This is a genomic window from Exiguobacterium sp. s160 (assembly GCF_018617575.1).
In the GTDB taxonomy this organism is placed as follows: domain Bacteria; phylum Bacillota; class Bacilli; order Exiguobacteriales; family Exiguobacteriaceae; genus Exiguobacterium; species Exiguobacterium aestuarii_A.
Map to the genome: position 1 here is coordinate 405940 of NZ_JACSKK010000001.1, position 25467 is coordinate 431406.

Genomic DNA, 25467 nt, shown 5'->3' on the forward strand with positions numbered 1-25467 from the left:
TTATGATAGTGAGATGAGATAAAAAATTAAGAAGAGTGTGTATATCGAATTAATGTGACACCTGGTTCTGGTTCAAATTCAGCACTTCGCACAAACCCAAGTTTCGTATATAGACGCTTGGCAGGCCCGTTATGTTTGCCCGTATGCACGTATACGAGCTGTCCTTTATGAATACTCAAGACGTGCTCAAGTAGCGTCGTCGCCAGTCTCGCCCGGAAATATGTCGGATCAATACAAAGCTTTGTGATCTCCACCGTGTTTTCAGATGCTTCAATGGTGACAAATCCAATCAACCGCTCCTCGACATACAATCCATAGCTCGTACCTGGCAAGTTTTGAATGACATCAATCGTCTCATATCGTGCCGGAATCTCGTCAAATCCGAGCAGTTCCGCTTCAACGGCATATGCGTTCCGCTGAATCTCGAGCATCTGCTGTGCCTGTTCGAATTGATGGATCGGGATTTCTTTTAGTTGCATCGTCTCATCCCTCCATTATCGAGTAAATGTTCTCGCCTGTTTTCGTTTCGCCCGCTTCAATGCCAAATAGAGACGGTGTGTCCCTTTGAGTGGCGGACCATGCCCAACAAACGTCAGGAGTGGTGACAAATCGACCAGCCGCTCCGCACTCCCTACAGCAACGGATCGGTTCCATGTCGCAAGACCAGGCAGCGGGAACAACGGACGGACGTCCCCCGCCACTGCGGCCCCTCCTTGCGACTGAAAAGCGTCTCCGGCGAATAACACCCGATTCGTTTCATCGTAAAATGCAATTGATCCTGGTGTATGACCGCTTGCTGCAAGAACACGTAGACCGAATAGCCGCTCCCCGGGATCTATTAACGTATCTGGTGTAGAACGGATCGTCGGCAAGGAACCCCGTATCTTGTGCTCTTCCTCCTCATCTAGTGAACGGTCTCCAGATAGTAAGCGAGCATCACGCCGGGAAATGAACAGTTCTGCGAGTGGATGTGCAGCTTTGATGGCATCTACTCCACCGACATGGTCTCCGTGAGCATGCGTCAATAAAATGGCAAGGAGCGGTTTATCGAGTTCTTCAATATACGACAGAATATGTGTCGCATTCCGTTTTAACGCCGTGTCGATCAAGACGAGCCCGAGTTCATGTTCGATCAGCTGGACGTTAATCGGAAGAACGGGAGCGTAAAAGGTTAGTTGGTGGATATGTCCGTATCGTCTCACTTTCATCAAAAAATCCTCCTAATCGAATAAGGTCGTCCAGTCATCTTCTTGCCAGTGCGCGTCGAAGCACATATGAATCTGTTCGAGCGTGTTTCGGGCAAGGGAGAGCTCTGGTAAATGGTCGCGTTCAAAAAATCCGACATCCGTCGTCTCTACGCCGGCAGCACCTTCCCCGTCACCAATCAATGCACACTCGATGAAGAGTTTGTAATAGTGCTCAGAAAGTGGCGGGTGTGGATGTTCGTGCATGTCAAATAAGGCGAGTAACCGCACCGGAATGACATCCAAGCCGGCCTCTTCCTCTACTTCTTTGATGATATTCGCAGCAGGAGAACGGTTCACCTCACAAAAACCGCCTGGTAGTGTCCATAACCCGTCCGACCGCTCCTTGACGAGTAACAATCGGTCTCCTTTGAAGACAACGCCTCGTACATCGAGCTTCGGTGTCGGATACCCTTGAACATGGACCAATTGAGAGATGGCCTCGTTCGATAAGTCTGAATGTCGTTCATACATCTCTTTTGCGATTTCTTGGAGCTCTTCATATCGTTCTCGGTCATATTGATCACGTGTGAACGTCAGACCGGCCTGAGACAGCGCCTGAATCCGTTTCGCCCACGTCAGCCATTGAGACATATAGATCCCCCTATCATTTGTCCTACATGTTTCTTTCGGCAAATCGTCGCGTTCTCCTTTTTAGATTTATATTCCCCGAAGACTCGGACAAGTCACGTATACTGAAAGCAAACAGAAGAGAGGTGCAGCATGAATCGTTATGAACTGACTCATTTCAAAGAAACTTTGCTAAATTATTCAGAACCTGACTTACGGTATAAATGCTCTCCTGCAATTTGGTCAATTGGTCAGATGTACGATCATATCATGTTGGTCCCGAATGAGTATTTAGATGAAGTCGACCGTTGTCTTCAAGAAGACGGTCAACTCGGTGGAGAGAAGACACCCTTTGGGGAGAAGTTGTTTCGAGAAGGTGGATTTCCTCCAATCAAAATCGAGCTCCCTCCCGAGATGAACCAACCTCCGAACAATACCGATACGAATGAGCAGTTACTCGGGCGGATGACCACCTTGATTTCAAGGATGGATGCGTTAGAAGCCCGTCTAGGGGACGCCACAGACGATCGGAAGACCTTTCACGGTGGGTTCGGCTGGTTGAATGCGAGAGAGTGGTTCGAGCTTGTCGAGATGCATACACGGCATCACCGTCGACAGCAACAAGAACTAGAAGGATGGCTAACACAAAAAGACCTGTGAGCGGCGATTATGCCGATCGACAGGTCTTTTCTTTAATCGAGATACACGTCCTCGATCTCACCGAATGAATCTTCATCGAAGACGAACGATCCGTTGGCGTAGCGATCAAGTAGCGTGAGCGTTTTTGTCTTCACTTGTTTTGCTTTCTCTTTTCCGACGATATGCAATGTCTCATCCCCATGTACAGGGAGCACACGACGGATTTGGTGCGGTTTTGATTTGACTTCACGAATGAGCATCGTTCCGCGAAGGTTGCGGTTCGTGCAATCGAACTGGTCTTCAAGTTTCATCTTCTTGACCGCTCCTCGCTGCGTCACGAGGACGAATAACGGTGGCGTAAAGAACGAGAACGCATCGGCGACGACGTCACCGTCTTTCAAGTTCATCGCTTTCACACCGGCTGCCCGCTGTCCGACGACCGGGACGTCATCTTCTTTGAACCAGAGACCGTATCCACGCTCGGAGACGAGGAACAACTGCCCAGGACCGTCACTGATCCCTGCGAAGACGACCTCATCGTCACCTTTTAGCTTCAAGGCCATGAGTGGCTTCGACTTCCGCTGCGCGTCATAGTCGCGCAACGGCGTACGCTTGACCATGCCGTCTTTCGTCACGAAGAGGCAATGGGCGTCCGTCTCGAACGTCGAGACGACGTCAGCCGAGATGACCTGTTCCCCTTCGATTGGGACGAGGTTGGCGACGTGCTGACCGGCATCCTTCCACTTCGATTCAGGGATCTGATGGATTGGGATGAGGAGGTAGCTCCCTTTGTTCGTCCAGACGAGCAAGTGGTCTGTCGTCATCGCTTGTGTCGTGAGGAGAGGACGGTCTTTATCCTTCATCTCCGGTAAGACGTCACTTGAGGCCCCGTATGAGCGCATCGAAGCGCGTTTGACGTATCCGTCACGGCTGACGAAGACCATCGTCTCCTCAACGGCAATCATGACTTCCGTCTTCAGCTTCAATTCTTCAACTTCCGACTCGATGACCGAGCGACGGTCATCCCCGAACTCATCACGCAGCGCCGTGAGTTCTTTCACGATCAACTTCCGTTTCGTCGCATCCACGTCAAGGATGTTCGAGAGGCGGGCAATCTCTTTTTGGAGCGCCTTCGCTTCTTTTTGCAACTCGACGATGTCCGTATTCGTGAGTCGATACAATTGGAGCATGACGACCGCTTCGGCCTGGCGTTCCGTGAACGAGAACCGCTTCATCAGTTTCTTCTTCGCGTCCGCTTTATCTTTCGCGGAACGGATCAATTCGAGCGTCTCGTCAAGGACCGAGATGGCCTGTTCTAAGGCATCGACGATTTCAGCACGTTTTTTCGCCTGTTCGAGTTCAAACGTTGTGCGACGTGTCACCACTTCTTCGACGTGCTTCAAATAGGCGTCGATGATTGGGATGATGCCCATCTGTTTTGGTGTCCGGTTCACGATGGAGACCATATTGTAATTATAGGCGAGCTGCAGGTCCGTATGCTTCAAGAAGAAGTGAAGGACGCCTTCCGCGTCTGCCTCTTTCTTCAATTCGATGACGACCCGAAGGCCGGTCCGGTCCGTCTCGTCACGGACTTCCGCGACACCTTCGACCTTTTTGTCGAGACGGAGCTCTTCCATCTTTTTGACGAGGTTCGCCTTGTTCACTTCATACGGGAGTTCGGTGATCGTGATCTGTTCACGACCGCCTTTTAGTTGCTCAATCTCGGATTTCGCCCGGATGATGACCTTCCCTTTACCGGTCTCGAACGCTTTCAGGATGCCTTCTTTCCCCATGACCGTTCCTCCGGTCGGGAAGTCAGGTCCTGTGACATATTCGAGGGCGTCTTTCGCCGTATCGACCTGACCTTTCAGGCGTGCGATGGCGAGGTTGAGCACTTCCGTCAAGTTATGCGGCGGGATTTCTGTCGCGTAACCCGCTGAGATCCCTGTCGTCCCGTTCATGAGTAAGTTCGGGAGGAGTGACGGCAAGACGAGCGGCTCTTCCGTCGAATCATCAAAGTTTGGCGTATAGTCGACCGTATTCTTCGCGATCGACGTCAGCATCACCCCAGCAATCTTCGAGAGACGCGCTTCCGTATAACGCATGGCCGCTGCAGGGTCACCGTCCATCGATCCGTTGTTCCCATGCATGTCGATGAGCGGATAGCGTAGCTTCCAGTCCTGAGAGAGACGTACCATCGCCTCATAGACAGACGAGTCACCGTGCGGGTGATAGTTCCCGATGACGTTCCCGACCGTCTTCGCGGACTTCCGGTACGGCTTGTCGTTCGTATTCCCCTCATGGTGCATCGCATAGAGGATACGGCGTTGTACGGGCTTGAGTCCATCGCGTGCGTCCGGCAAGGCACGGTCTTGAATGATATATTTTGAATATCGCCCGAACCGGTCACCGACGACCTGTTCGAGAGATAAGTTTAAAATGTGTTGAATCGTCGACATCGTTACATCACTTCCTCAATCGCTTTAGTCACATGTTCATTGGCGATGATCGAATCATCTTCCTGGAGTCCGAAGGCGACGTTCTCCTCGATCCACTCACGGCGATGCGTGACATTGTCGCCCATCAAGACCGAGACACGCTTGTCCGCGACGGCCGCGTCGTCCACCGTGACACGGATGAGCGTACGGGTATCTGGATTCATCGTCGTCTCCCACAGCTGGTCCGCGTTCATCTCACCGAGACCTTTGTAGCGCTGGAGGATATAGCCCTTCTTATATACCTTGACGAGCTTCTCGAGTGCCTCTTCGTCCCAGGCGTAGTCGAACTGTTCAGACTTACCTTTACCTTTTGAGATACGGTAAAGAGGTGGTAAGGCAACGAACACACGACCCGCCTCAACGAGCGGTCGCATATAACGGAAGAAGAACGTGAGAAGGAGTACTTGGATATGCGCACCATCTGTATCGGCATCCGTCATGATGATGATCTTGTCAAAGTTGCAGTCATCCAAATCGAAATCATGACCGACCCCGGCACCGATTGCATGGATGATCGTATTGATTTCTTCATTTTTCATGATGTCTTGGAGTTTTGACTTCTCCGAGTTGATGACCTTCCCGCGTAACGGAAGGATGGCTTGGAACGTCCGGTCACGGCCTTGTTTGGCGGAACCACCGGCCGAGTCACCCTCGACGAGGAACAGTTCGTTCTTCGCGGCATTCTTCGATGTCGCCGGCGTCAATTTCCCGTTCAAGATGCTCGAACGTTTCTTCTTCTTACCGTTCCGTGCCTCTTCACGTGCTTTTCGTGCCGCCTCACGCGCCTGAGCCGCGCGAATCGCTTTTTTGATAAGCATCGTGGCCATCTGTGGGTTCTCTTCTAGGAAAATCGTCAGTTGCTTCGCCATGACGCTATCGGCACTCGCACGCGCCTCTGGGGAGCCGAGTTTCGACTTCGTTTGACCCTCGAACTGGAGAAACTCCTCTGGGATTCGGACCGAGACGATGAGTGTGAGTCCCTCACGGACGTCGCCGCCGTCTAGGTTCTTGTCCTTCTCTTTGAGCAATCCGTTCTTACGCGCATATTCATTCATGATCCGGGTCATCGCCGTCTTGGCGCCGACCTCATGCGTCCCACCGTCACGCGTACGGACGTTGTTGACGAAAGAAAGGACGTTCTCGGAATAGGCGTCTGTGAACTGGAATGCGAGTTCGATCTCAATCTCGTTCTCTGTCCCTTCGAAGTAGACGATCGGATGAAGCGTCGCCTTATCGTCATTTAAATATTGAACGAATTCAGCGATTCCATCCTCGTAATGGAACGTCTCTTGTTTATCGGTACGTTCGTCCGTCAGCGTAATCGTCAATCCTTTTAATAGGAAAGCCGATTCACGGAGGCGTTCGGCGAGCGTGTCATAGTTATACGTTGTCGTCGAGAAAATTGATGCATCCGGTTTAAAATAGACGCTCGTCCCGGTTTGGCGCGTCTTGCCCGTCTCGAGGAGCGTCGTCTGCGGCACACCGCCGTCCGCGAATGTCTGCTCGAACACTTTTCCGTCGCGATAGATGGTCACGACAACCTTGCTCGAGAGTGCGTTGACGACCGAGGCACCAACACCGTGGAGACCGCCAGACGTCTTGTAACCGCCTTGCCCGAACTTCCCACCAGCATGGAGAACGGTAAAAATGACTTCAGGTGTCGGTTTTCCAGAGGCGTGCATCCCTGTCGGCATCCCACGTCCGTGGTCACGGACCGTGATCGCATCGTCCTTATGAATCGTCACATCGATTTGACCACCGAACCCGGCGAGCGCCTCATCGATCGCATTGTCGACGATCTCATAGACGAGATGGTGAAGCCCGCGATGGTCGGTTGACCCGATGTACATCCCCGGTCGTTTTCGTACGGCCGTGAGTCCTTCGAGCACCTGGATGGCGTCTTCATTGTAATTAAATAGATCTGTTGACATAGCAGTCACCTCAATTTCGAACACACGTTCGTTTTTCTTTCCTATTGTATAGCTGTTCATCGATTCTGGCAAGCCTCCCTTGTCAGCCGTTGCTGAAAAAAAGGAGACCTACCAAGGAGGTAGGTCTTATCCGAGTAGACGAGCATGCTCCACGTACAGGCAGCGGTTCTCGATGTAGTCGAGCCCGGCATCGCGTACGATTTGCTCCGCCTCCGGACTTGAGAGACCGAGCTGGTTGAAGACGAGCCCGACATCCCCATGTCGTACCGCATCTTCCGCGACACCTGCTAAAAACTCACTGCGACGGAACACGTCGACGATATCGATTCTACCCGGGATGCTCTCGACGGACGGATATGCCTTGCGGCCGTTCCACTCCTCGAGCATCGGGTTGACAGGGATGACGGTATACCCGACACGTAGTAAGTACTCCGCAATCTGGTTGGCCGTCTTGTTCGGGTTGTCGGACACGCCGACGACCGCGATGGTCTTCGCTTCAGACAAAAGTTGCTTCAAACGCTGATCATCCATCCAAAATCCCCCTTTGGTTTACGTTTACAGTGTAACGTTACCTGACTTGCCGTTTCAAGTCCTATTTTCATCATAAGGTATAATGGTTCAACATTACAATTTCAAGACAAACCAATATGGTTTACATAACAAATTATTGTCTACCTTTTATTTTGCGATAAAACTTATCAGTCGATTAACTATTCAATTCAGAAGGAATCATGTAACTCATAAACGTTGCGTGAAATATCTATTTCACGCAATAATAAGGACGTGTTATAAGGTCTTTTCATGGATGATTTTAATGACTTTTATATAAATACAAGCGTTCTTTCGCTATACTGAATGAGAGGAGGTGTAAGATGGGAACAATTTATGATGCCCGTCGCGGAACGCTGTATAATGAACGCATCATGTTTTATGGCAACGTCATCGCCTGGTTCGTTCATCTCTTGTTCTGTCTGTTATTCTGGCGATTGGATGTGGCCTCTTTGTTCATCTCTAATGGGGTGAGCGTCCTATATTACACGATTTCATTTTATTTTGTACATAAACGATGGTACGGCATTTTCTTCACCGGACTCTTCATCGAAGTCGTGTATAACGCAATCATCTCGACCATCATTCTCGGTTGGGATGTCAACATGCATTATTTCATACTCATGATGGCCTATGGCGTCTTTTTCATGCCGAGCGTGACAAAAGGACAACGAGTCTTGACGACCGCCCTCGCGATGATGATCTATAGCATCCTCTTCGTCAATGTGTCAGACGGAATGGTGACTTTGCCGCAACCTATCGAACAGGCGCTTGGGCTCTTTTGTATCCTTTCGACGGTCATGATGATTGCCGCTCTCTCTTTCATCTTTGAATCGGCCGTCGTCGAGGTGACGGATGAACTCGAGCAATCGAACGAACAATTGCAGATTCTCGCTTCGACAGATGGATTGACCGGGCTGCTGAATCGAAAAATCGGACACGAACGCGTCTCGGAATCCATCGAGCAGGCTAGTCGTGATGGCATCTCTTACGCCATTGCGCTATGTGACATCGACGGATTCAAGTCGTTCAATGAGACGTATGGCCACGATTGTGGAGACCGTGTCATCCAACAAGTCGCATCCATCTTGTCCTCGGTTGACGGGCTTGCCGTACGCTGGGGTGGTGAAGAGTTTTTACTCTTCTATACGAACTCGTCTGGAGATGTTTACGCTATAACGGAGCAGTTGCGACATCAAATCGAATCCACACGTTTGGAATACGAAGGTGAACAACTCCATATCACGATGACGTTCGGACTTGCCGTGCGTACACAGTTCGATACGTTAGAGGAGATCGTGAAAGAGGCAGATGATTATCTGCGTGAAGGAAAACAAAATGGAAAGAATCAAGTTAGATTCGTAAGAAAAGGAGAGGTTCAATGAGTATCTTCCGTCAACTCGGACAACGGCCGACGACAACGAACTTGAAACGGTTTGAGCTGAACGGATTGCACCGATTACCTGTGTTCATCCAACAGTTCTTCCACCACTTAGCGGCCAAGCACTACTCCAAACAGACCGCTCAACGCTATGTCTATGATGTATTGGACTTCTTCCGTTGGGTTGAACACGTGAGCGGGACTGAATTAGAACCTGAGACAATTGATTTGGCGGCATTTACGGAAATCGATCATGCGGGGGCAGAAGCATATGCGACTTACCTCGCCCTCGAGCTCGAGAACGCCCCGAGTGTCATCAATCGAAAATTGTCTACGTTACAATCACTCTTCAATTATTTGATTGAGACGAACCGGGCCACGATCAATCCATTTCAGGCCGTGGAGCGACCGAAGCGAGGCAAACGGAACCCGATCTATTTGACAGAGTCGGAGTGGCTCGACTTCTCAACGCTCGTCCGAAGCAATGTCGGGATGACGAACCGTGAGGCGAGCTGGTATGAGACAAATCGCGAACGTGACTTTTTAATCATCCAACTTCTCGGACTAACGGGTATGCGCGTGTCGGAACTCGTCGGACTCAATTGGACCGATATCAACTTCGAAACCGAAACCATCCGCGTCATCGGTAAAGGGAACAAGGAGCGCCTCATTCCGATAGCGAGTCCTCTTCAGCCCTTGCTCATCGAATACCGTCAATTGTCGCGTGAAGGTGCGTTATTTCAGAATGAAAAAGGGAAACGAATTGCCGTTCGTACGGTTCAACACGTGTTAAAAGGTCATATCGATCGATTGAAACCATATCTCCCTTTCTTGTCATATAAACAAGTGACACCCCATAAGCTCCGCCACACGTTTGCTACACGACTAGCGATGAGCGGAATCGATGTATTGACGATTCAACAGCTGCTCGGTCATGAATCGGTGGCCACGACACAAGTGTATGCCCATATCGGTGACGAGCGAAAAAAACACGCGATATCAGGTTTACAATAACATGTTATGTTAACTATATACCCAAATATAAACACCACCTAATAAATGGGTGGTGTTTATATTTATGTGCTAGACATGGACAAGATCAATACGGCATCATCGATGACCATATAATAGGCATTTTCATATGCAAAGCGTTCCTCTGTCTCTAAATCGAAAATGACGACGCCGCTCGTAAGACCTTCTGTATACTCATGAACGAGATAACGACGACCAATCACGCGCTCGAACGGTTCCACATCGATATAACGTGCCCCAGTCGCAACATCAATGACTTCCGTATGCATGTCACTCTCATCTACCTTGATAAAGATTGTCGAACTGACATCGTCATATGTGAAGTCGAGCGGTTCATAGGCACCCCAGTCGACAACCGATACTTCGTGTAACACATCAGGTGCCGTCAAATCATAGATGACTTCTTCGTTCAAGGAGTCGACGAACGCTGAAAATCGAAGGATACCCTCGTTCTCACCAAGGTACTGTACCGTGTCGCCTTCCCCTTGCAATCGGAGAACATCATCGAATGGCAATTCATCTCGTTGATCCCAGATCGCCTCGATCGCCTCCTCGAGAGGACAGATGAGTAGCGCCTCAGAATGGTCAATCGGATCGTCCGGAGAGACTCGTCCATTGTCGAGTGCATCATAGTAGTCAAATTCATCGAGTCTGGCGTTACAGACGATATACGCGATACCCGCGAATGTCGTCGTGAACAAATACAGCTCACGGAATCGTTCTGTCTTCCCGATTAGACGCTCGTCCCGAATACGCTCACGCTGACCGGTCACCCGATCATACAACCATGCCTCATCAGACGATTCAAATGCCGTCAAAAAGAGGAAGTAACGATGATCGAGTACCCAGAATAGCGTGCTATTCCCTCTCTTCTCAAATGTCGTTACAATTTCTTCTTTCCCTGCTTTATAAGAGAACGCGATCAACTCTGTCTTGATGATTCCCTCGCCGTCTGGGATCTCGTTTAAGAAGTACACGACGTCCCCATCCACGAAGAGTTTCGAATACCCGTAGTCTTCATAGGGACGACGGTTCAACTGGGTAATCATCCCGTCCTCTTCATCAAAACGATAGAGGGAGAAAGTCGTCTCATCTTTCTTTTCACGATAGTAAACCGAGGATGATGTGACAGCAATCAAATCCTCATGGTTGATCGGCATGGCACGTGCGTCCACAATTCTCATAAAGCACCTCTTTCATGTCCAGATTCAGCAGGTTCGACAGTGACAAGGCCCGGTGGTCGTTTCGGGAACGTGATACGGAGATGGGCATATTCAATCACATTCTGGTGTGGATGATTCTTATCGATCCAACGAATACGCTGTTGATTCGCCAGAGCATGACCGATTTTCTCTTCCATCTGAAATTTTGAGATGTCCCGATATGCGACTTCTTGGATATACGTCTCTTCATCGGTCTCAAACTGTTGCCAAATCCCCATAATCAGTTGTCCAAGTGCTGAGACCCGTCGTTCCGGTAACGTGATCGTCCCTAACGTCTGACTCACTTCCTTGAGACATTTGTTAGGGTCATCCGATACCGCAAACAATCGCTTCGCCGTATTGTTCATAACGCGATAGCGACGCTTCCCGCTCTCGAGTCTGAGTACTTGCGCATATGGCTCGACCGGCACGCCGTGAAAGAACGTCTCTGTACCACCCCATGCGAACCCGAAGGAAGGGTCGAACTTTCGAATCGTCTGCATGAACGACATCATAAAGTCCTCGACTTCTCTCCGCTCAAGACGGAGCCATTCGGCAAGAGCGAGTGTGCCTTTGTGTTTTGAGATGCGGTCGACTGGGAAGAAGAGTTCACCGTCTGCCAGACGATGAGGCTTTAACTCGACGCCATCCGCCCGATAATCGGTCGATGGTCTACCGCCCCTACCTGCGTAAATGACCCATTCCTCATCTGTACTCTCGATGGCATACGCCTGGTGGGCCCACGGTGGGGTGACATATAAGGCCGGATATTCCTCGAATGTGTCGAGATGGATATAGGAGCGGTCATTCCATAGGTGAGCGACGAGCCGGACGACCTCGCCCGTCTCAGAATCTTTAGGCGCGATATAGTTTCCGGTATCACCGATGAACGTCAGCACATGGAATCCATATCCGTTGTATAAATGACGTACGATTCGTTCGAACACGGCTGTCACCATCCGCTCGAATAAGGGATGGTCCTCGTTTCGGTCAAGAGTCGGCGAATCGACCGTACACATGAGCCAGCCCATCCGCTCATACAATCGGACACGGAGCGGATAAGAGATCAACGGAGAAGAGCTCGCATGAATCTCAGTCAAGCGAATATTGGACATGTTTTCGACTTGCAAGGTGAATCCACTGCGCCTTAGCTGTTCCTCCATTTTTTTCTTCCAGTTGATCGTCTCCATCCCATCCACTCACTTTCTCTCATCATCTCATTGTGAATTTTTCCCGATTCTCGTTTTACACAAACGCTTTTCGTTTCATTTGCGTGCTGAGACGTTGGATTGCCTCGTCTAGCAATTCGCGACGCGTCCCGATATTCATCCGTTCAAACCCTTCACCTTGAGGACCGAACGGACTACCCGGTGACAAGAAGATTCGTACGTCTTGATGTAGCCAAGACTTTCTCTCCTCGGCAGACATCGGGAGCTTCGAAAAGTCGATCCACAATAAATAGCTCGCCTCAGGACGCGCCGTACGGAGCATCGGTAAATGGGTTTCAATCGAATCGATAGCCTCGCTCATTTGTTGCTCGAGTTCTTCACGCAATTGATCGAGCCATTGCTCCGCACGTTTGTCTGTATAGGCCGCGATGATGGCTGTATTCGCAAACGGTGTCGGGAGGACGTGATGTTTGTTTTGTACTTTCGTGATCTGTTTCCGCCATTCATCGACCGGACAGATGATGTAAGATGCAAATAAACCTGCGATGTTAAACGCTTTTGAGGGCGCACTTACCGTGATGACACGGGGGTCGAGTGAGCCGATTGCATTATGTTTGTGAGAAGGGAACGTCAAATCCGCATGAATCTCATCTGCGACGACGATGACATCATATTGATTTGCAAGCTCGACGACCTTTTCCAGTTCTGCTCTCGTCCAGACACGTCCGACCGGATTATGCGGAGAACAGAGCAAGAAGAGCTTCGCTTGTTTCATCGCTTCCTCCAAGGCGACGAAGTCCATCTCGTAGCGTCCATCGTTCTCTTTCAACGGTGCATCGAACACCTGTCGTTTCGAACCAACAACGAGTTCATGGAACGGTGGGTAGACGGGTGACTGAATGACAACACCATCCCCGACTTCCGTCAATGCCTCGACGATATGTGTCAATGCGGGGACGACCCCACTTGAGAATAAGACATGCTTCGGATCAATCTCCATATCGTGACGTCGCCCGTACCAAGACCGAACCGCTTCCTGCGCTTCAGGCGCAAACAAGGTATAGCCGAATTCTCCTTGAGCGGCCTTCTTTGCGAGTGCCTCCGAAATAGACGGTGCTGTACGGATATCGATGTCGGCCACCCAGAGCGGCAACACCTCTTCTGACAGATGGAACCAACGCTCCAATCCATCCCACTTCACTGAGTTCGTACCAGTGCGTTCAAGTTGTTGTTGTAAAATTGATTTCATGTTCATCCCTCCTCCTCTTACTGTATCAAAGTTGATTCGACTGCGTGCCAAAAAAGCATGGCAGTTTCTTGCCGACTTCGTTATACTCAATCGAGAAATAGAGAGGAGGTAATGTATGAACGTCAACATCGTCAGACATAAACGAAGAAAAAAAGCCGCATTTTATGTCACACCAAATGGCATCGAGCTACGTATCCCAGCACGTTTGTCAAAACGAGTCGTCAATCGCATTTTAGAAGAGCACGACTCATGGATTCGTCATACATGCCACAACCTTCCGAAACAGACGTCTGTTCTTGATGAGGGGCTCGTCTTTCATGGAAAAAGCTATCCGACCAAAAAAGATGATGGCACGACACTCAGACATGACGGTTCCTCATTTTTCGTCCCGAGGACATGGGGCGAAAACACTCTGTCTAAACATTATGAGGCATGGCTACGCGAACGTGCACTTGAATATGTGACCGAGCGGGCACCGACTTACGAAAGAATCTTAGGCGTGAAAGCGAAAAAGATTCGGATCGGTCACCAAAAGACACGTTGGGGGTCATGTAGTTCAAATGGGACCATCTCCATCAACGTCCGCCTCATGCTCGCACCAAAAGAAATGATGGACTACGTCATCGCTCACGAATGGGTGCATCTCGTCCACTTCGACCATTCTGCCTCATTTTGGAACACGTTACGTACAATATATCCAGAAACAGATCAAGCGAAAGCTTGGTTGAAGCAGAACGGCCATACATTACAGCTCAAAAAACCGACTGACCCATCAAAGGGTCAATCGGTTCATAAGTTAGAAGTGAACGTGTCAGCCGTATCATGTAATTCGGCTGCGGCCTGCTCGAACGCATGGAATCGATCCATCGTTTGTTCCATCGTCTTTGCACTCAACTGAATTTCTTGATTGGATGCGGTGACACCTTCTACAATTTTTCGTAGTTCAAAGTTCATCCCTTCCGTATTTGAATTGACGTCGACGACCGCACGTTCAACCATACGTGAGAGATTCCGCACTTCCGTCGCCACGACATTAAATCCAAGTCCATGTTCACCGGCGCGAGCGGCTTCGATGGCGGCATTTAAAGACAATAGATTCGTTTGTGCGGCAATCTCTTTGATGGACAGTGCGATTTTCGCGATGTCATCTGCTTGACGACGCAAGTTCTGAAGGGCGTGAAGGTTTTCCGCTGCATCTTTAGCAAGCCGTTCAATCGTCTCGTTCAATACTTTCGTATCTTGCATACCCGTCTTCGCCCGTTCATCGAGCACATCGGTCATCGATTTGAAGCGATACGCATAATCCTCAATCACCTGTTGCCGCTCCGTGATATCCGATGCGATTTTGACGACACCGACGACATCATCTCCTTCAAAGATCGGCATATACGTCGCCTCGAGCCAAATGGTTTCCCCTTTTGCATTCTCTCGCTCCACTTTATCCGAGAAACTGAATCCGCTCCAAAGTTTCTCCCAAAATGCCGAATACTCTGGACTATTGACAAAGGATGAAGGACAGAACAAGTGATGCTGCATGCCGATCATCTCTTCGCGTCTATATTTCATCGCTTTTGCGAACGTATCGTTCACATCGACGACCCGGCGTTGACGATCAAATCGGATCATCGCCATATTCGTCTCGATGGACCGGAATACGTCATCTGAATGGATCATTTTCTGGTTCAATGTACTCATTAAAGATAGCAACCTTTCTTCTTCGTAGGATATTCGTACCAAATCGTGAACCTCAGTGTAACGTATTGTGAAGCAATCCATTGCATCCTTTTTATACAGAAGGTCAATATCTTAAGTTTGAAGTATTTACCAAATGAAAAGGCGCCAACAGGCACCTTTACTCTTTCAAGTCTGGAAAATAGCTGAAGAATGTCTCTGCTCCTGTGCTCGACAATTTGAACGTCTGCTTTCGCTTTGGATCGGTTAAGTACACATCCACCTTTTTCGAGCGTCTCTGAAAGCTTAATTGAAACTCCTGACCGACCCACCCGTCGATGATCGTAAGCAGCGAATACTCCTCTATCTCCCCTTCTCGCTTGACCGGCTCTGCCTCATCGATTGCATCCATCAAATCAGACATGTCGATTCCAGCAGCCCGCAGCACGTTCGGGTAATCAATCGTTGCCTTTCCGTTCAAAGGAGTCTTATGGACGAACACGAACGGACCACTTGGTACGGCGGGATTCGATTCTATGTCCGCTTCGATCGATTCATTCGTCGCAAATTCGTGGTCCGTGTAGGTGAGACGAACATCTTTCGTCACACGTTTGCCATCCTCAATAAAAGAGAACGTGTAAACCGGTGTCTCGACACCTGGTTCGAGCGATTCTGCTTGCAGTACCCGCTCGACTTTGAGCCCTTCAAATTGCTTTGGTTGCTGCTCAGGTTGCCAATAATCATCTTTTGTTATAAGGACAATCGGGTCATAGGAAAGTAACCCACCTTCCGACTTAGCGAAAAAGTAAGCCTCTTTGGATTGTTCATCGTAGCCGAGTGCGATTGTCATGCTTCCCATTTGCGCGTGATAAGGTTCAATGATTGAGAGCGGAAAGATCCCTTCGTCCTCTCCGATGGTTAAATGGATACTTCCATTCAAGGAAGGGGTCACTTGAATCATCGTTCCGTCAATGAGATGGACGGGTACCTCGAAAACATCGGAATAATCCCTTTCCTCCACACTCTCTTCTTGTTCCCCAGTCCCATTTGCAATTGTCGGATTACTTGGGATGGTGACACCTTCAGAAGCCTGTACAAACGAAGGGAACTTCTCAACAAGTCCGACTCTCATCTTTGGAGAAAAGCCGTCCTGACAAATGACATAATTCTGTTCGCCTTTTACATACGTCACTAGCTTATAGGCGTGAGCATCGTAGTCCGAAATTATGGTTTTTCGGTTCAAGACATACGAATGATAGACCGTGACGTCCTCATTAATTTGGGGAACCGAGTCGTCGGTGCATGCAAGGAGTAAATCGCTTGCCCACGTCTCCGGACCAGTAGTAAAGCTGTTCGAGTTCATGTCTCGTACATCCCATTGTGAGGGCATATGGTCCAGTTTGACGACCTTTACCTCTTCACCACCACAACCCGATAAAATTCCAACTGTACATAACGTGAATAATAGTCGTTTCATCATGATTTTTCGTACTCCGGGAAAATATCCAAGAACACTTCCGCCCCTTTACTAGATAATTTAAATGTCTGATCGCGAAGCAGGTCTGTCAGATAGATGTCGATTTTTTTTGACCGCTGTTTATAGCTGATTTCAAACTCTTGCCCTTTCCATCCTTCCGTCAACGTCAAGTATCGATAGTCTGCAGGTTCACCCTTACGGCCGACCGGTTCTGCCTCCTTCAATACTTCCATGACTTGTTCAGATTCTTCCGTCGAGATTTCGATAAAATCAGGATAAGTGAGTGAATTCCCGTCAAACGGTTTACGGTGCGCAACGACTCTTTGACCGTCTTCTTGGTCCGGCATCCACTCTTCAAGCATCGAATCGGGTTCTTCGCCTTCTTTCAGCAACGTACCTTCAATAAAGCGAACCGTCATCGTTTCAGTCACGGGTTCGCCATCTTCTATGTAGTGGAATGAATATAAGGGAACCGCTTCTCCTTCTGTTAGCTCTCCAGGTTCGACGATGGTGTCGACGCTTATCTTATCAAATGCCTTTTGTTCTATTGACGCAGGTTCCTCTAGTTCTTCAAACTGTAATGGTTGATAAACAAAGCGTTCATTGAATGAAAAAAGAATATACGGTTGAGATGTTTTTCGATCGAGTCCGATGGCAATCTGTCGATGCGGCATATCGATTCCGGTCGGTTGAAAACTAGTGAGCGAATGTCTCGTCGCTTTACCATCGAGTTCTAGTTCAAGCTCTCCGAATAGAGCCGGTTCAATTTCAAGTAATGTATCTCGGAACGGGATGATGTCGATTTCATCGATGTTCAGTTCGTCTGTTTTCACTAGCTTATCCTTTGAGGGTGAAGATGTTTGATGAAGGCTAGGTAATCGGGGGACACTGATTCCTTCAGATGTATTTACAAAGTCCGGGAACTTATCGATCGTCTCCGCCATCCATTGATTCGTATAATCTTCGCGACAGACAACATATCGTTCGTCACCTTCTAAATAGGTAACTACCTTCATCGAGTACGGATCCATGGATGACACGACTCCCTTTCGCCCTGCAAACACTGTCTGGTATACAGTGACATCACCTTTTAGCTCCGTCGTTCGTTCGCCCTCACATGCCTCGAGCACTTCTTTCGTATCGTGGACTTGAACAAGTTCTCCTTCTTTCGTATAACTCTCGAGATTCCATTGATTCTCTATGTAATCCAGCTGAATGACTTCTATATCAGATGCCCCACATGCGCTTAATAATGAAGCACTAAGTAACATCATTATTCCTCTTTTGTACAAAATATCCCCTCCTGTAATCGTACCATCCAATTTTACCATTATCTAACTGTCCTATACGAAAAAAATCCGCCCATGTTTCATGAGCGGATGGTACATCGTTTATTTACTTTGGTCGATCGCACGTTGCAGTCTAGATTCGACGTCCGCTGCGACGGCTTGTAGCGATTTGTCGTCAATGAGACGAATCAACGTTGTCGGTTTCGGCATGCCGATTTGTGTGTGATTGTCCTTTTCGAACACGGCGATTTTACACGGGAGGAAGTAGCCTCCCTCTAACTGTTGTGACAGCACTTCTTTTGCCGCCTTCGGGTTGCACACTTCTAAGATGCGATACTTTCCTTCAATGGCCTGCCCTTTTTTCTCTAACGTGTCGCTCAAATCAAAGTCCCATAATACACCGAATGACTCATCTTTCAGCGCTTCTCCAAGACGGGCGATGACGTCCTCAACAGTACGGTCAGACTGTACAGTATAATCAAACATCTTCATTCCTCCTTATGTGATTCCTCTTGAAATCTGTACCCGAACGAAGTCGCTTTCAATCAAAAAGAAACTGTATGTGATTTGAAACATAATCACGAAACGTAACGTATAAAAAGAGATAATAGTTAGAACCAAACTGATGTAAAGGAGAAGTGGTTGTCGTGACGGTCACGGTATTCACGCATACGAGCTGCAGTTCTTCCAGAAAAACGATTGATTGGTTGCGGGAACAAAAGATTCCCTTCATCGAAAAGAAATTGACAGACCAAGGCTTATCCTTTGGTGAATTTAAAGAAATGCTAAGTCTGACTGAGAATGGGACGACCGACTTGCTGTCGGTACAGAAGAGCGTCTATAAACAAGCGGCTGAGAAACTCGACGAGATGTCGATCCGCGAACTGTACAGTTTTGTCGCATCAAACCCACAAATCCTGAAGAGTCCGATTGTCTTCGACCATCATCGCATCCAGGTCGGTTTCAGTGAGAAAGAGATTCGGACGTTCATTCCTCGGAATGACCGCATCGCTGAACTAAAACGGTTGCTCCACAACGCATAAATCGTGTCGCCAAGGCGACACGATTCTTTTTTAGGCTCGTTTTAATTTAGCTGCCAATCGGTTTCCGAATGACTGAATCGATTGAACAAGCAGGATAAGGACAAAAATCGTCACATACATGACTTCCGGTTCGAAACGAAGGTGTCCGTATTGATACGCGATATCTCCAAGCCCACCGGCTCCAACGAGACCTGCCATGGCTGTCGCACCAATCAACCCGATCGTTGCAATCGTCAATCCGAGAACGATGGAAGAACGTGCCTCACGGATGAGGACGTACCAGATGATTTTTCTCGTCGAGATGCCCATCGCCTCATACGCCTCGATGACCCCGCGGTCGACTTCAAGAAGAGCAGACTCCATGAGCCGCGCGATGTATGGGGCGGTGAAGACGATGAGTGGTAGAAGTACACCTTGGACCCCAATCGTTGTACCCATGATGAAGCGTGTGAACGGCAAGATGAAAAACAAGAGAATGATGAACGGAATCGAACGGATGACGTTGATGACGCTCGATAATCCACCGTACACAAATCGGTTCGCGAGACGTCCGTTCGGTCTCGACAGTACGAGCAACGTCCCGAGCGGTAGCCCGATCAGTGTCGAGATGAGGAGCGCGATGCTCGTCATCGTCAACGTTTGAATCGTTCCCGTCCAAATCAGGTCACCCCAGTCTGTCCAAAACTGTTGCATGGTTCGACACCTCCCTTACGTGTACACCGCTCGTCTTCAAATAACGGACGGCGAGTTCTGTTTGATCATGGTCTCCATCAAGGTGAACGAGCAAGTTCCCGACGAGACCGGCTTTCAATTTCTTGATGCCGCCCCCAATGATGTTCGGTAAAATCCCGAATCGTTTCGTCAACTGGGCGAGCACCGCTTGTTCCGTTTGACTACCGATGAATGATAAATGAACGAGCGTGCCTCGCGACTGTAATTCCGACACCACTTCTTCCGGAACATCGAGATTCGTCTTCAAGAACCGCTGCGTCGTTTCGTGTCTCGGGTTTGAGAAGACATCCAACACGTTGCCTTGTTCAATGATGTTGCCGTGATCGATGACGGCGACCCGGTCACAGATCCGTTCAATCACTTCCATCTCATGCGTGATGAGAAAAATCGTTAATCCGAGCTCTCGGTTGATCTCGAGCAACAATTCTAAGATCGACTCGGTCGTTTCAGGGTCGAGGGCACTCGTCGACTCGTCGCTGAGCAGGATGTCCGGTTCATGTGCGAGCGCTCGTGCAATGGCGACGCGCTGTTTTTGACCGCCTGACAATTGTTCCGGATAATGGTTCCGATGTTCAGATAAACCGACGATGTCGAGATAGCGGTCGACCCGTTCACGGATGACATGCTTTCCGAGCCCTTCGAGGCGGAGCGGGATAGCCACGTTTTCTTCTACGGTCGCCGTCTTTAATAAGTTGTAATGTTGAAAGATCATACCAATTCGCTGACGTAGCGAAGAGAGTTCTTTTTTCTTTAATTGTGTGATATCTTGTCCCTCAATCTCAACGACACCTGCTGTCGGGCGCTCTAATAGATTGATCATTCGGATGAGTGTACTCTTCCCGGCACCGCTTCGCCCGATGATGCCGAAGATCTCTCCTTTTTCGATTGTGAGGGAGACGTCGTCGAGCGCGGTGATCGTATCTCCATTGACGTGAAATTGCTTGGTGATTTGTTTCAGTTCAATCATCAAATCCCTCCTCAGAACGCTGGTACGACAGATCCATTGAATTCTTCTTCGATGAAGGCACGTACTTCATCCGAATGGTAGTAAGACTTCAATGTCTCAACGACCTCATCTTCTTTGTTGGCCGAGCGGACGACCACATAGTTCGGATATGGGTTGTCGACCGTGTCCTCGTGGAACAGGGCATCCTCGTTGATGGAGAGACCTGCTCCCATCGCAAAGTTCGTATTGATGGCTGCAAGGGCTACTTCCGGTAGCTGTGTGGGAAGCTGCGACGCTTCAAGCTCGATGAATTCTAAATTGAGCGGGTTTTCTGCGATATCTCGTTTTGTTGCTTTATCCGTCAAGCCGTCCTTCAATGTGATGAGGCCAGCAGTTTCATACAGACGCAAGGCACGTAGTTCGTTCGCCGGATCGTTCGGGACGGCAACTTTATCTCCTTCTTTTAAATCCTTGATATCTGTCAACTTCTCAGAATAAAGACCCATCGGGAAAGCGACGGTCTTGAAGACATCGTCAATTTTATACCCCTTGTCTGACTTTTGAAGTTCGAGGAACGATAACGTCTGATAACTGTTCACATCTAGGCTTCCCTCGTCTAGTGCCGTATTCGGTGTGTTGTAATCGTTGAATACTTTGATATCAATCTCAAGTCCATCCTCTTTCGCGAGTTCCTGTACTTTCTCTGCAATCTGCTCGTGTGGGCCACCGGTCACGCCGATCGTCAGTTCTTCCGTGCTGAGCGTTTCGCTCGCCTCGGATTGCCCACAAGCTGAAAGTGCGATTGCTGCAAGGAATGACGAACCTGCCAAAAGTGTTTTTTGTTTGATATTCATGAATAGTTCCTCCTCCAATTGAAAAGCCCGCTACTCACGAAGAGCGGCGGGCACGACAAGTGAAAGTCGGACACGCTCATCTCCCAGACGTCTCGTCTGTTGGAATTAGCACCATGATCATAACTGATCTGGTTGCCGGGTTTCATCGGGCCAGTCCCTCCACCACTCTTGATAAGCAATCGGTTCTATTATTTTGTTATTATATTACTGATAAAAGCATTATTTGTAAACCACTTCTTGAAGATTGATGAGAATTTCTTTTAACTGCTCTGAATCTTCAAGATTCCGAATCCCTTGAATCGTGATTTCTTCGACGATCGAAGTAACCAACTCTTCGACTTGATCAGGACGAATCCCTAGTTGTGTAAGTGAAGTCGGCGCATCGATGGATTGAAGCCAGTCCTCGAGCAGGAGGGTGTCATCGGATCTAATCAACCGTTCTTGAACAATCAATCCGAAGCCAACCTTGTCACCGTGTAGCCACTGATGGGTCGAATCAAAGCGACTGAGTGCATTATGAACAGCGTGCGCGACCGCAACACGCGTGCCGGCATCCCCGAATCCACCAACCGCACCACCGACTGCGAGGACATGGTCGACGAGATATCGGATGTCTGGCCCATAATGACGAAAGTTCTGTTCATGAATCGACAAGTCCATCAATTCCCCGCACTGCGCAGCAAGTGATAACCCTGACTGAATCCCTGCGTCCCTTGAAGTCGTCCCGCTAATATATCGGGACTCGAACCACTTTGCGACCGTATCAATCACGCCAGCCTTGAAATAGTCATAAGGCGATTCACGTAACAGTCGTTCATCTGCGATGACGCGCTCGATGACGACCGGAAACGTGTCATAGCGAGTGTAAGACCCTTCCTCAGTGTAGATGACGCTGAGTGGTGTGAAAGCGGCACAGTTTGACACGAGGGTCGGGACGACAATGAGCGGGACCGACTGGGTGAATGCAATCCGCTTCGCCGTATCGATCAATTTACCTCCGCCGACGGCAATCCATACGTCGGGTCGATAGGCATTCAAACGATTTATTTCTTCGTCTGAACATTCACCGTAAAATCGTACACTCGGAATTTCTGCTAGACAAGGGGATACGCGTACCGCTTCACCGTATCCGTTCAATCCTCTTAAAATGAGTGCCTCCCGATTCCCGATCACCGTATGAAGGTCCTCGAGCGCATCATGCGAATGGTCATTCGAGCACGGCCTGACGAATCACAAATGTACCTCCTCATAGGCTACAAACAGTCTCTCAATCCGTTCCACCGCTTCATCAATCTTCTGTTCAGACGATACGAGACCGAAACGGATGTGGTGCTCTCCCTCTGTTCCAAAGAAGTAGCCTGGTGTGACGGCGACCCCTGCCTCGTGGAGTAACTTTGTCGAGAACGATTTTGCATCCCCCTCAGGCACTTTCGCCCATACAAAGAAGGAACCCTTCGGTGCCTCAATCTCCCACCCCGCCCGGCGTAACCCAGTAATCAATCGGTTTCGTCTTGTTTCGTAACGTGAGGCTAGGTCATCACGTAAGTCACGTGGGGATTCTAACGCCACGATTGCTGCCTCTTGAATGGCTGAGAAGACAGACACATGGACGTGATCTTGATATGTATTGATGGCTTCGATGATATCGGAGTTCCCAACAGCAAAGGCGACTCGCCACCCCGACATATTGAACGCCTTCGACATCGTGTATACTTCAATCCCAATTTCCTTCGCACCATCTGCCTGAAGGAAGCTCGGGGGAACATAACCGTCGAACCCAATGCTTCCATAAGCAAAATCATGGACGACCATCACATCATGCTTCTTCGCAAACGCGACGGTCTCTTCAAAGAATGCCGGCGTCGCGACAGCCCCAGTCGGATTGCTCGGGTAGTTCAAATACATGAGCTTTGCGTGTGCCGGGTCGAGTGTTGAATAGTCAGGAAGAAAGCCGTGTTCCTCTTTTAACGTCAAATCGATGATTTCCGCACCAGCCAGACGCGCCCCCGAGATGTAATCCGGGTAACCCGGGTTCGGGAGTAAAATCCCGTCTCCCGGTTCGAGAAGGCATTGTGGGAGTGTGATCAAACCTGATTTGCTACCGATCAAGATCGCGACTTCTCGTTCCGGGTCGAGTTCGACACCATATTCACGAGAGTAAAATGATGCGACCGCTTCTTTCAAGCGGGTCTGTCCACGAAATGGACCGTATTGGTGTGTCGCCGGGTCCGTGATGGCACGTTCGAGCGCCTCACAGATTGGAGCGGGCGTCGGTAAATCGGGTGTCCCTTGCCCGAGCCGGATGACGCTCTTCCCGCTTGCCTCTACCGCTGCGACCTCTTCTGCCAATCCGACGAAGTGTTGCGTCGGTAAGGATTTTAATAATTGTGAACGTCTGTCTGCCATGATTGTTCCTCCTGATACGAAAAAACACCCCTTTCTGAGGAAAGGGGTGCTCAATACAGACGTATGTAGTCAACCACCTTCCCATCTCTCAAGGTCACCTTGCTGGAATTAGCACAGTATTTTGCAATCTGTTGCTGAAGCTTCATCGGGCCAGTCCCTCCGCTTCTCTTGATAGAAAGTGTTATTCGCTATGTATTTTTTGTATGTCCCTAAGTTAACCAGACATTTCCAACGGTGTCAAACATTTTTTTCAAAGTGAACATCTATTGAATCCTTTTCAAAAAACATTCATAGTAAAAGAGTAGAAAAATTATATTTGTATGAGGGGATAGAGCATTGGAGCTTAATCGTCAACTTATTTGGAAACTCAGTGTGATCGGTCTGATTTTACTCGTCTTATGGCGGGTCATCAGTGAACCGGATACCATCTCACGTGTTTTGCAGTACACGTTTCAGTTACTGACCCCAATCATCATGGGGATTGCCATTGCTTTATTACTTAACACCGTACTCTCTTATATTGAAGAACGGTTCCATTTGAAGCGATATCAAGGTCTGCTCATCGTCTATATCACGTTTATCGGGATTTTAGCGATCTCGGTCGTCACGTTGTTCCCGCGGATCTACTCGAGTCTTTCATCACTCATCGAGGAGTTACCCGTCTACATCCGTCAAATCGATGCGTTTTTAGGTGATGTAAATAATTACTTGAAAGACTATAACGCGACGATCGCCCAGGCGATTGATTTTGCACGCTTCGAGGATCGTTATTCCGGATGGGTCGAGACGGCCGTCCTCTCTTCTGTCGGTTATGTCTCTAGTTTCACGATGACATTGATCAACTTCTTGATTGGGATTGTCATTTCCATCTATCTGTTAAAAGACAAAGAAGTCTTCGCTCGCATGTTCAAGCGCCTTCTCTACGCGCTCTTACCAGTGGGCACTGCGAAGACGACAATCGATATCTTTCAGGAGATGGATTACATTTTTAAACGATACATCATCGGTAAATCACTCGATTGTCTGATCATCGGTGTTCTCGCTGTCATCGGGCTCTTAATCATCGGGGCTCCATACGCGTTACTTCTTGGTGTCATCGTCGGGGTGCTCAATTTTATCCCTTACGTCGGTCCGCTGCTCGGGATGATCCCAGCGTTTATCATCACCTATTTCTATGATCCGTTCACCGCCGTATTGGTTCTCTTGTTCATCTTCTTGTTGCAGCAATTTGACGGGTTATGGCTCGGGCCGAAGATTTTGGGTGACAGCGTCGGAATCACTCCGTTTTGGGTCATCACATCGATTATCATCGGAGGAAGTCTATTCGGTCTCGTCGGCATGTTTGTGAGTGTTCCGATCACGGCGATGATTCAAGTGGTCTTGTCTAGACTGATTGATTATCGTTTGAATCGAAAAAATTTAAATGAATTACTCTAAATCCTCCCAATAATTTGTTGACACATTGATGAAATGTGTCATACAGTTGAAGAGAAGAATAACAATTAACAGAAAGGAGAGGTTCCCATGTCAGTAGTATCTTCGAAACCATTCATTCAAGTTCATACTGATTGGCAGGCACCTCTTC

Annotated in this window: 24 protein-coding genes and 2 riboswitches; of the genes, 6 read left to right on the top strand and 18 right to left on the bottom strand. The window is 48.9% G+C overall.

What is annotated here, in order from left to right; genetic code table 11:
- Positions 1 to 26 precede the first annotated feature (26 nt).
- Genes KNO86_RS02095 through KNO86_RS02105 form a run of 3 tightly spaced genes read right to left on the bottom strand, consistent with a single transcriptional unit; the run spans position 27 to position 1838 of the window.
- Complete coding sequence (locus KNO86_RS02095; RefSeq protein ID WP_214692424.1) at positions 27 to 479, bottom strand: GNAT family N-acetyltransferase; 453 nt, start codon at positions 477 to 479, stop codon at positions 27 to 29.
- A 15-nt stretch (positions 480 to 494) separates the two neighbouring features.
- Positions 495 to 1208, bottom strand: coding sequence for an MBL fold metallo-hydrolase (locus tag KNO86_RS02100; protein WP_214692425.1), 714 nt, complete (start codon positions 1206 to 1208; stop codon positions 495 to 497).
- Between the two features lie 12 nt (positions 1209 to 1220).
- Positions 1221 to 1838 carry an NUDIX hydrolase gene (locus KNO86_RS02105; protein WP_214692427.1) on the bottom strand — a complete coding sequence of 206 codons (618 nt, stop codon included), beginning with the start codon at positions 1836 to 1838 and terminating at the stop codon, positions 1221 to 1223.
- A 129-nt stretch (positions 1839 to 1967) separates the two neighbouring features.
- On the opposite strand from KNO86_RS02105, the gene KNO86_RS02110 reads away from it, so the two are divergent.
- The gene (locus KNO86_RS02110; RefSeq protein WP_214692428.1) at positions 1968 to 2474 is read left to right on the top strand and encodes a DinB family protein; all 507 of its coding nucleotides are present in this window, start codon (positions 1968 to 1970) and stop codon (positions 2472 to 2474) included.
- 32 nt (positions 2475 to 2506) lie between these two features.
- On the opposite strand, the gene parC is transcribed toward KNO86_RS02110, so the two are convergent.
- The 3 genes from parC to KNO86_RS02125 form a co-directional block, all read right to left on the bottom strand.
- Positions 2507 to 4912, bottom strand: coding sequence for a DNA topoisomerase IV subunit A (gene parC, locus KNO86_RS02115; RefSeq protein ID WP_214692430.1), 2406 nt, complete (start codon positions 4910 to 4912; stop codon positions 2507 to 2509).
- Between the two features lie 2 nt (positions 4913 to 4914).
- Positions 4915 to 6882: a DNA topoisomerase IV subunit B gene (parE, locus tag KNO86_RS02120; protein ID WP_214692431.1), complete on the bottom strand. Its 1968-nt coding sequence runs from the start codon at positions 6880 to 6882 to the stop codon at positions 4915 to 4917.
- Positions 6883 to 7008: 126 nt separating this feature from the next.
- Positions 7009 to 7413 carry a CoA-binding protein gene (locus KNO86_RS02125; protein ID WP_211782816.1) on the bottom strand — a complete coding sequence of 135 codons (405 nt, stop codon included), beginning with the start codon at positions 7411 to 7413 and terminating at the stop codon, positions 7009 to 7011.
- A 341-nt stretch (positions 7414 to 7754) separates the two neighbouring features.
- On the opposite strand from KNO86_RS02125, the gene KNO86_RS02130 reads away from it, so the two are divergent.
- Together KNO86_RS02130 and KNO86_RS02135 are read left to right on the top strand one after the other, a co-directional pair.
- Positions 7755 to 8816, top strand: a complete 1062-nt coding sequence (locus KNO86_RS02130; RefSeq protein WP_214692433.1) for a GGDEF domain-containing protein — start codon at positions 7755 to 7757, stop codon at positions 8814 to 8816.
- Positions 8813 to 9826, top strand: coding sequence for a tyrosine-type recombinase/integrase (locus tag KNO86_RS02135; RefSeq protein ID WP_214692435.1), 1014 nt, complete (start codon positions 8813 to 8815; stop codon positions 9824 to 9826). Before KNO86_RS02130 ends, KNO86_RS02135 begins: the two co-directional genes overlap by 4 nt.
- 62 nt (positions 9827 to 9888) lie before the next feature.
- On the opposite strand, the gene KNO86_RS02140 is transcribed toward KNO86_RS02135, so the two are convergent.
- The 3 genes from KNO86_RS02140 to KNO86_RS02150 are packed head-to-tail and all read right to left on the bottom strand — an operon-like array spanning position 9889 to position 13464.
- Complete coding sequence (locus KNO86_RS02140; protein WP_214692436.1) at positions 9889 to 11028, bottom strand: hypothetical protein; 1140 nt, start codon at positions 11026 to 11028, stop codon at positions 9889 to 9891.
- Positions 11025 to 12236 (bottom strand): hypothetical protein, encoded by a 1212-nt coding sequence (locus tag KNO86_RS02145; RefSeq protein ID WP_214692441.1) that lies wholly within the window; start codon positions 12234 to 12236, stop codon positions 11025 to 11027. Before KNO86_RS02145 ends, KNO86_RS02140 begins: the two co-directional genes overlap by 4 nt.
- Before the next feature lie 55 nt (positions 12237 to 12291).
- The gene (locus tag KNO86_RS02150; protein ID WP_214692443.1) at positions 12292 to 13464 is read right to left on the bottom strand and encodes a MalY/PatB family protein; all 1173 of its coding nucleotides are present in this window, start codon (positions 13462 to 13464) and stop codon (positions 12292 to 12294) included.
- A 115-nt stretch (positions 13465 to 13579) separates the two neighbouring features.
- Between KNO86_RS02150 and KNO86_RS02155 the strand changes: the two genes are divergently transcribed.
- Positions 13580 to 14362 (top strand): M48 family metallopeptidase, encoded by a 783-nt coding sequence (locus KNO86_RS02155; protein ID WP_214692445.1) that lies wholly within the window; start codon positions 13580 to 13582, stop codon positions 14360 to 14362.
- Here the strand turns inward: KNO86_RS02155 and KNO86_RS14740 are convergent.
- The 4 genes from KNO86_RS14740 to KNO86_RS02175 form a co-directional block, all read right to left on the bottom strand.
- Positions 14254 to 15159, bottom strand: a complete 906-nt coding sequence (locus KNO86_RS14740; RefSeq protein WP_214692453.1) for a methyl-accepting chemotaxis protein — start codon at positions 15157 to 15159, stop codon at positions 14254 to 14256. The two genes, KNO86_RS02155 and KNO86_RS14740, sit on opposite strands and share 109 nt — an antisense overlap.
- Positions 15160 to 15316: 157 nt before the next feature.
- The gene (locus KNO86_RS02165; protein WP_214692454.1) at positions 15317 to 16615 is read right to left on the bottom strand and encodes a hypothetical protein; all 1299 of its coding nucleotides are present in this window, start codon (positions 16613 to 16615) and stop codon (positions 15317 to 15319) included.
- Positions 16612 to 17883 carry a hypothetical protein gene (locus tag KNO86_RS02170; protein ID WP_214692457.1) on the bottom strand — a complete coding sequence of 424 codons (1272 nt, stop codon included), beginning with the start codon at positions 17881 to 17883 and terminating at the stop codon, positions 16612 to 16614. Before KNO86_RS02170 ends, KNO86_RS02165 begins: the two co-directional genes overlap by 4 nt.
- Positions 17884 to 18003: 120 nt before the next feature.
- Positions 18004 to 18387, bottom strand: coding sequence for a DUF302 domain-containing protein (locus KNO86_RS02175; protein WP_214692464.1), 384 nt, complete (start codon positions 18385 to 18387; stop codon positions 18004 to 18006).
- Between the two features lie 161 nt (positions 18388 to 18548).
- On the opposite strand from KNO86_RS02175, the gene KNO86_RS02180 reads away from it, so the two are divergent.
- Entirely contained in the window at positions 18549 to 18944 is a 396-nt protein-coding gene (locus KNO86_RS02180; RefSeq protein ID WP_214692466.1) for a Spx/MgsR family RNA polymerase-binding regulatory protein, read from the top strand.
- A 30-nt stretch (positions 18945 to 18974) separates the two neighbouring features.
- Here the strand turns inward: KNO86_RS02180 and KNO86_RS02185 are convergent, their stop codons facing one another.
- The 5 genes from KNO86_RS02185 to KNO86_RS02205 form a co-directional block, all read right to left on the bottom strand.
- Positions 18975 to 19637: a methionine ABC transporter permease gene (locus KNO86_RS02185; protein ID WP_214692468.1), complete on the bottom strand. Its 663-nt coding sequence runs from the start codon at positions 19635 to 19637 to the stop codon at positions 18975 to 18977.
- Positions 19609 to 20643, bottom strand: coding sequence for a methionine ABC transporter ATP-binding protein (locus KNO86_RS02190; RefSeq protein ID WP_214692470.1), 1035 nt, complete (start codon positions 20641 to 20643; stop codon positions 19609 to 19611). The genes KNO86_RS02185 and KNO86_RS02190 overlap by 29 nt, the downstream gene beginning before the upstream one ends.
- 11 nt (positions 20644 to 20654) lie before the next feature.
- Complete coding sequence (locus KNO86_RS02195) at positions 20655 to 21476, bottom strand: MetQ/NlpA family ABC transporter substrate-binding protein (protein ID WP_214692472.1); 822 nt, start codon at positions 21474 to 21476, stop codon at positions 20655 to 20657.
- A 73-nt stretch (positions 21477 to 21549) separates the two neighbouring features.
- Positions 21550 to 21654, bottom strand: a riboswitch (SAM riboswitch).
- Positions 21655 to 21695: 41 nt separating this feature from the next.
- Positions 21696 to 22649, bottom strand: coding sequence for an iron-containing alcohol dehydrogenase (locus tag KNO86_RS02200; RefSeq protein WP_353047678.1), 954 nt, complete (start codon positions 22647 to 22649; stop codon positions 21696 to 21698).
- 57 nt (positions 22650 to 22706) lie between these two features.
- Positions 22707 to 23882, bottom strand: a complete 1176-nt coding sequence (locus tag KNO86_RS02205) for an aminotransferase class I/II-fold pyridoxal phosphate-dependent enzyme (protein ID WP_214692474.1) — start codon at positions 23880 to 23882, stop codon at positions 22707 to 22709.
- Between the two features lie 78 nt (positions 23883 to 23960).
- A riboswitch (SAM riboswitch) is annotated at positions 23961 to 24060 on the bottom strand.
- 158 nt (positions 24061 to 24218) lie between these two features.
- On the opposite strand from KNO86_RS02205, the gene KNO86_RS02210 reads away from it, so the two are divergent.
- On the top strand, positions 24219 to 25319 hold the full coding sequence (locus KNO86_RS02210) for an AI-2E family transporter (protein ID WP_214692476.1): 1101 nt from the start codon (positions 24219 to 24221) through the stop codon (positions 25317 to 25319).
- Positions 25320 to 25467: the final 148 nt, after the last annotated feature.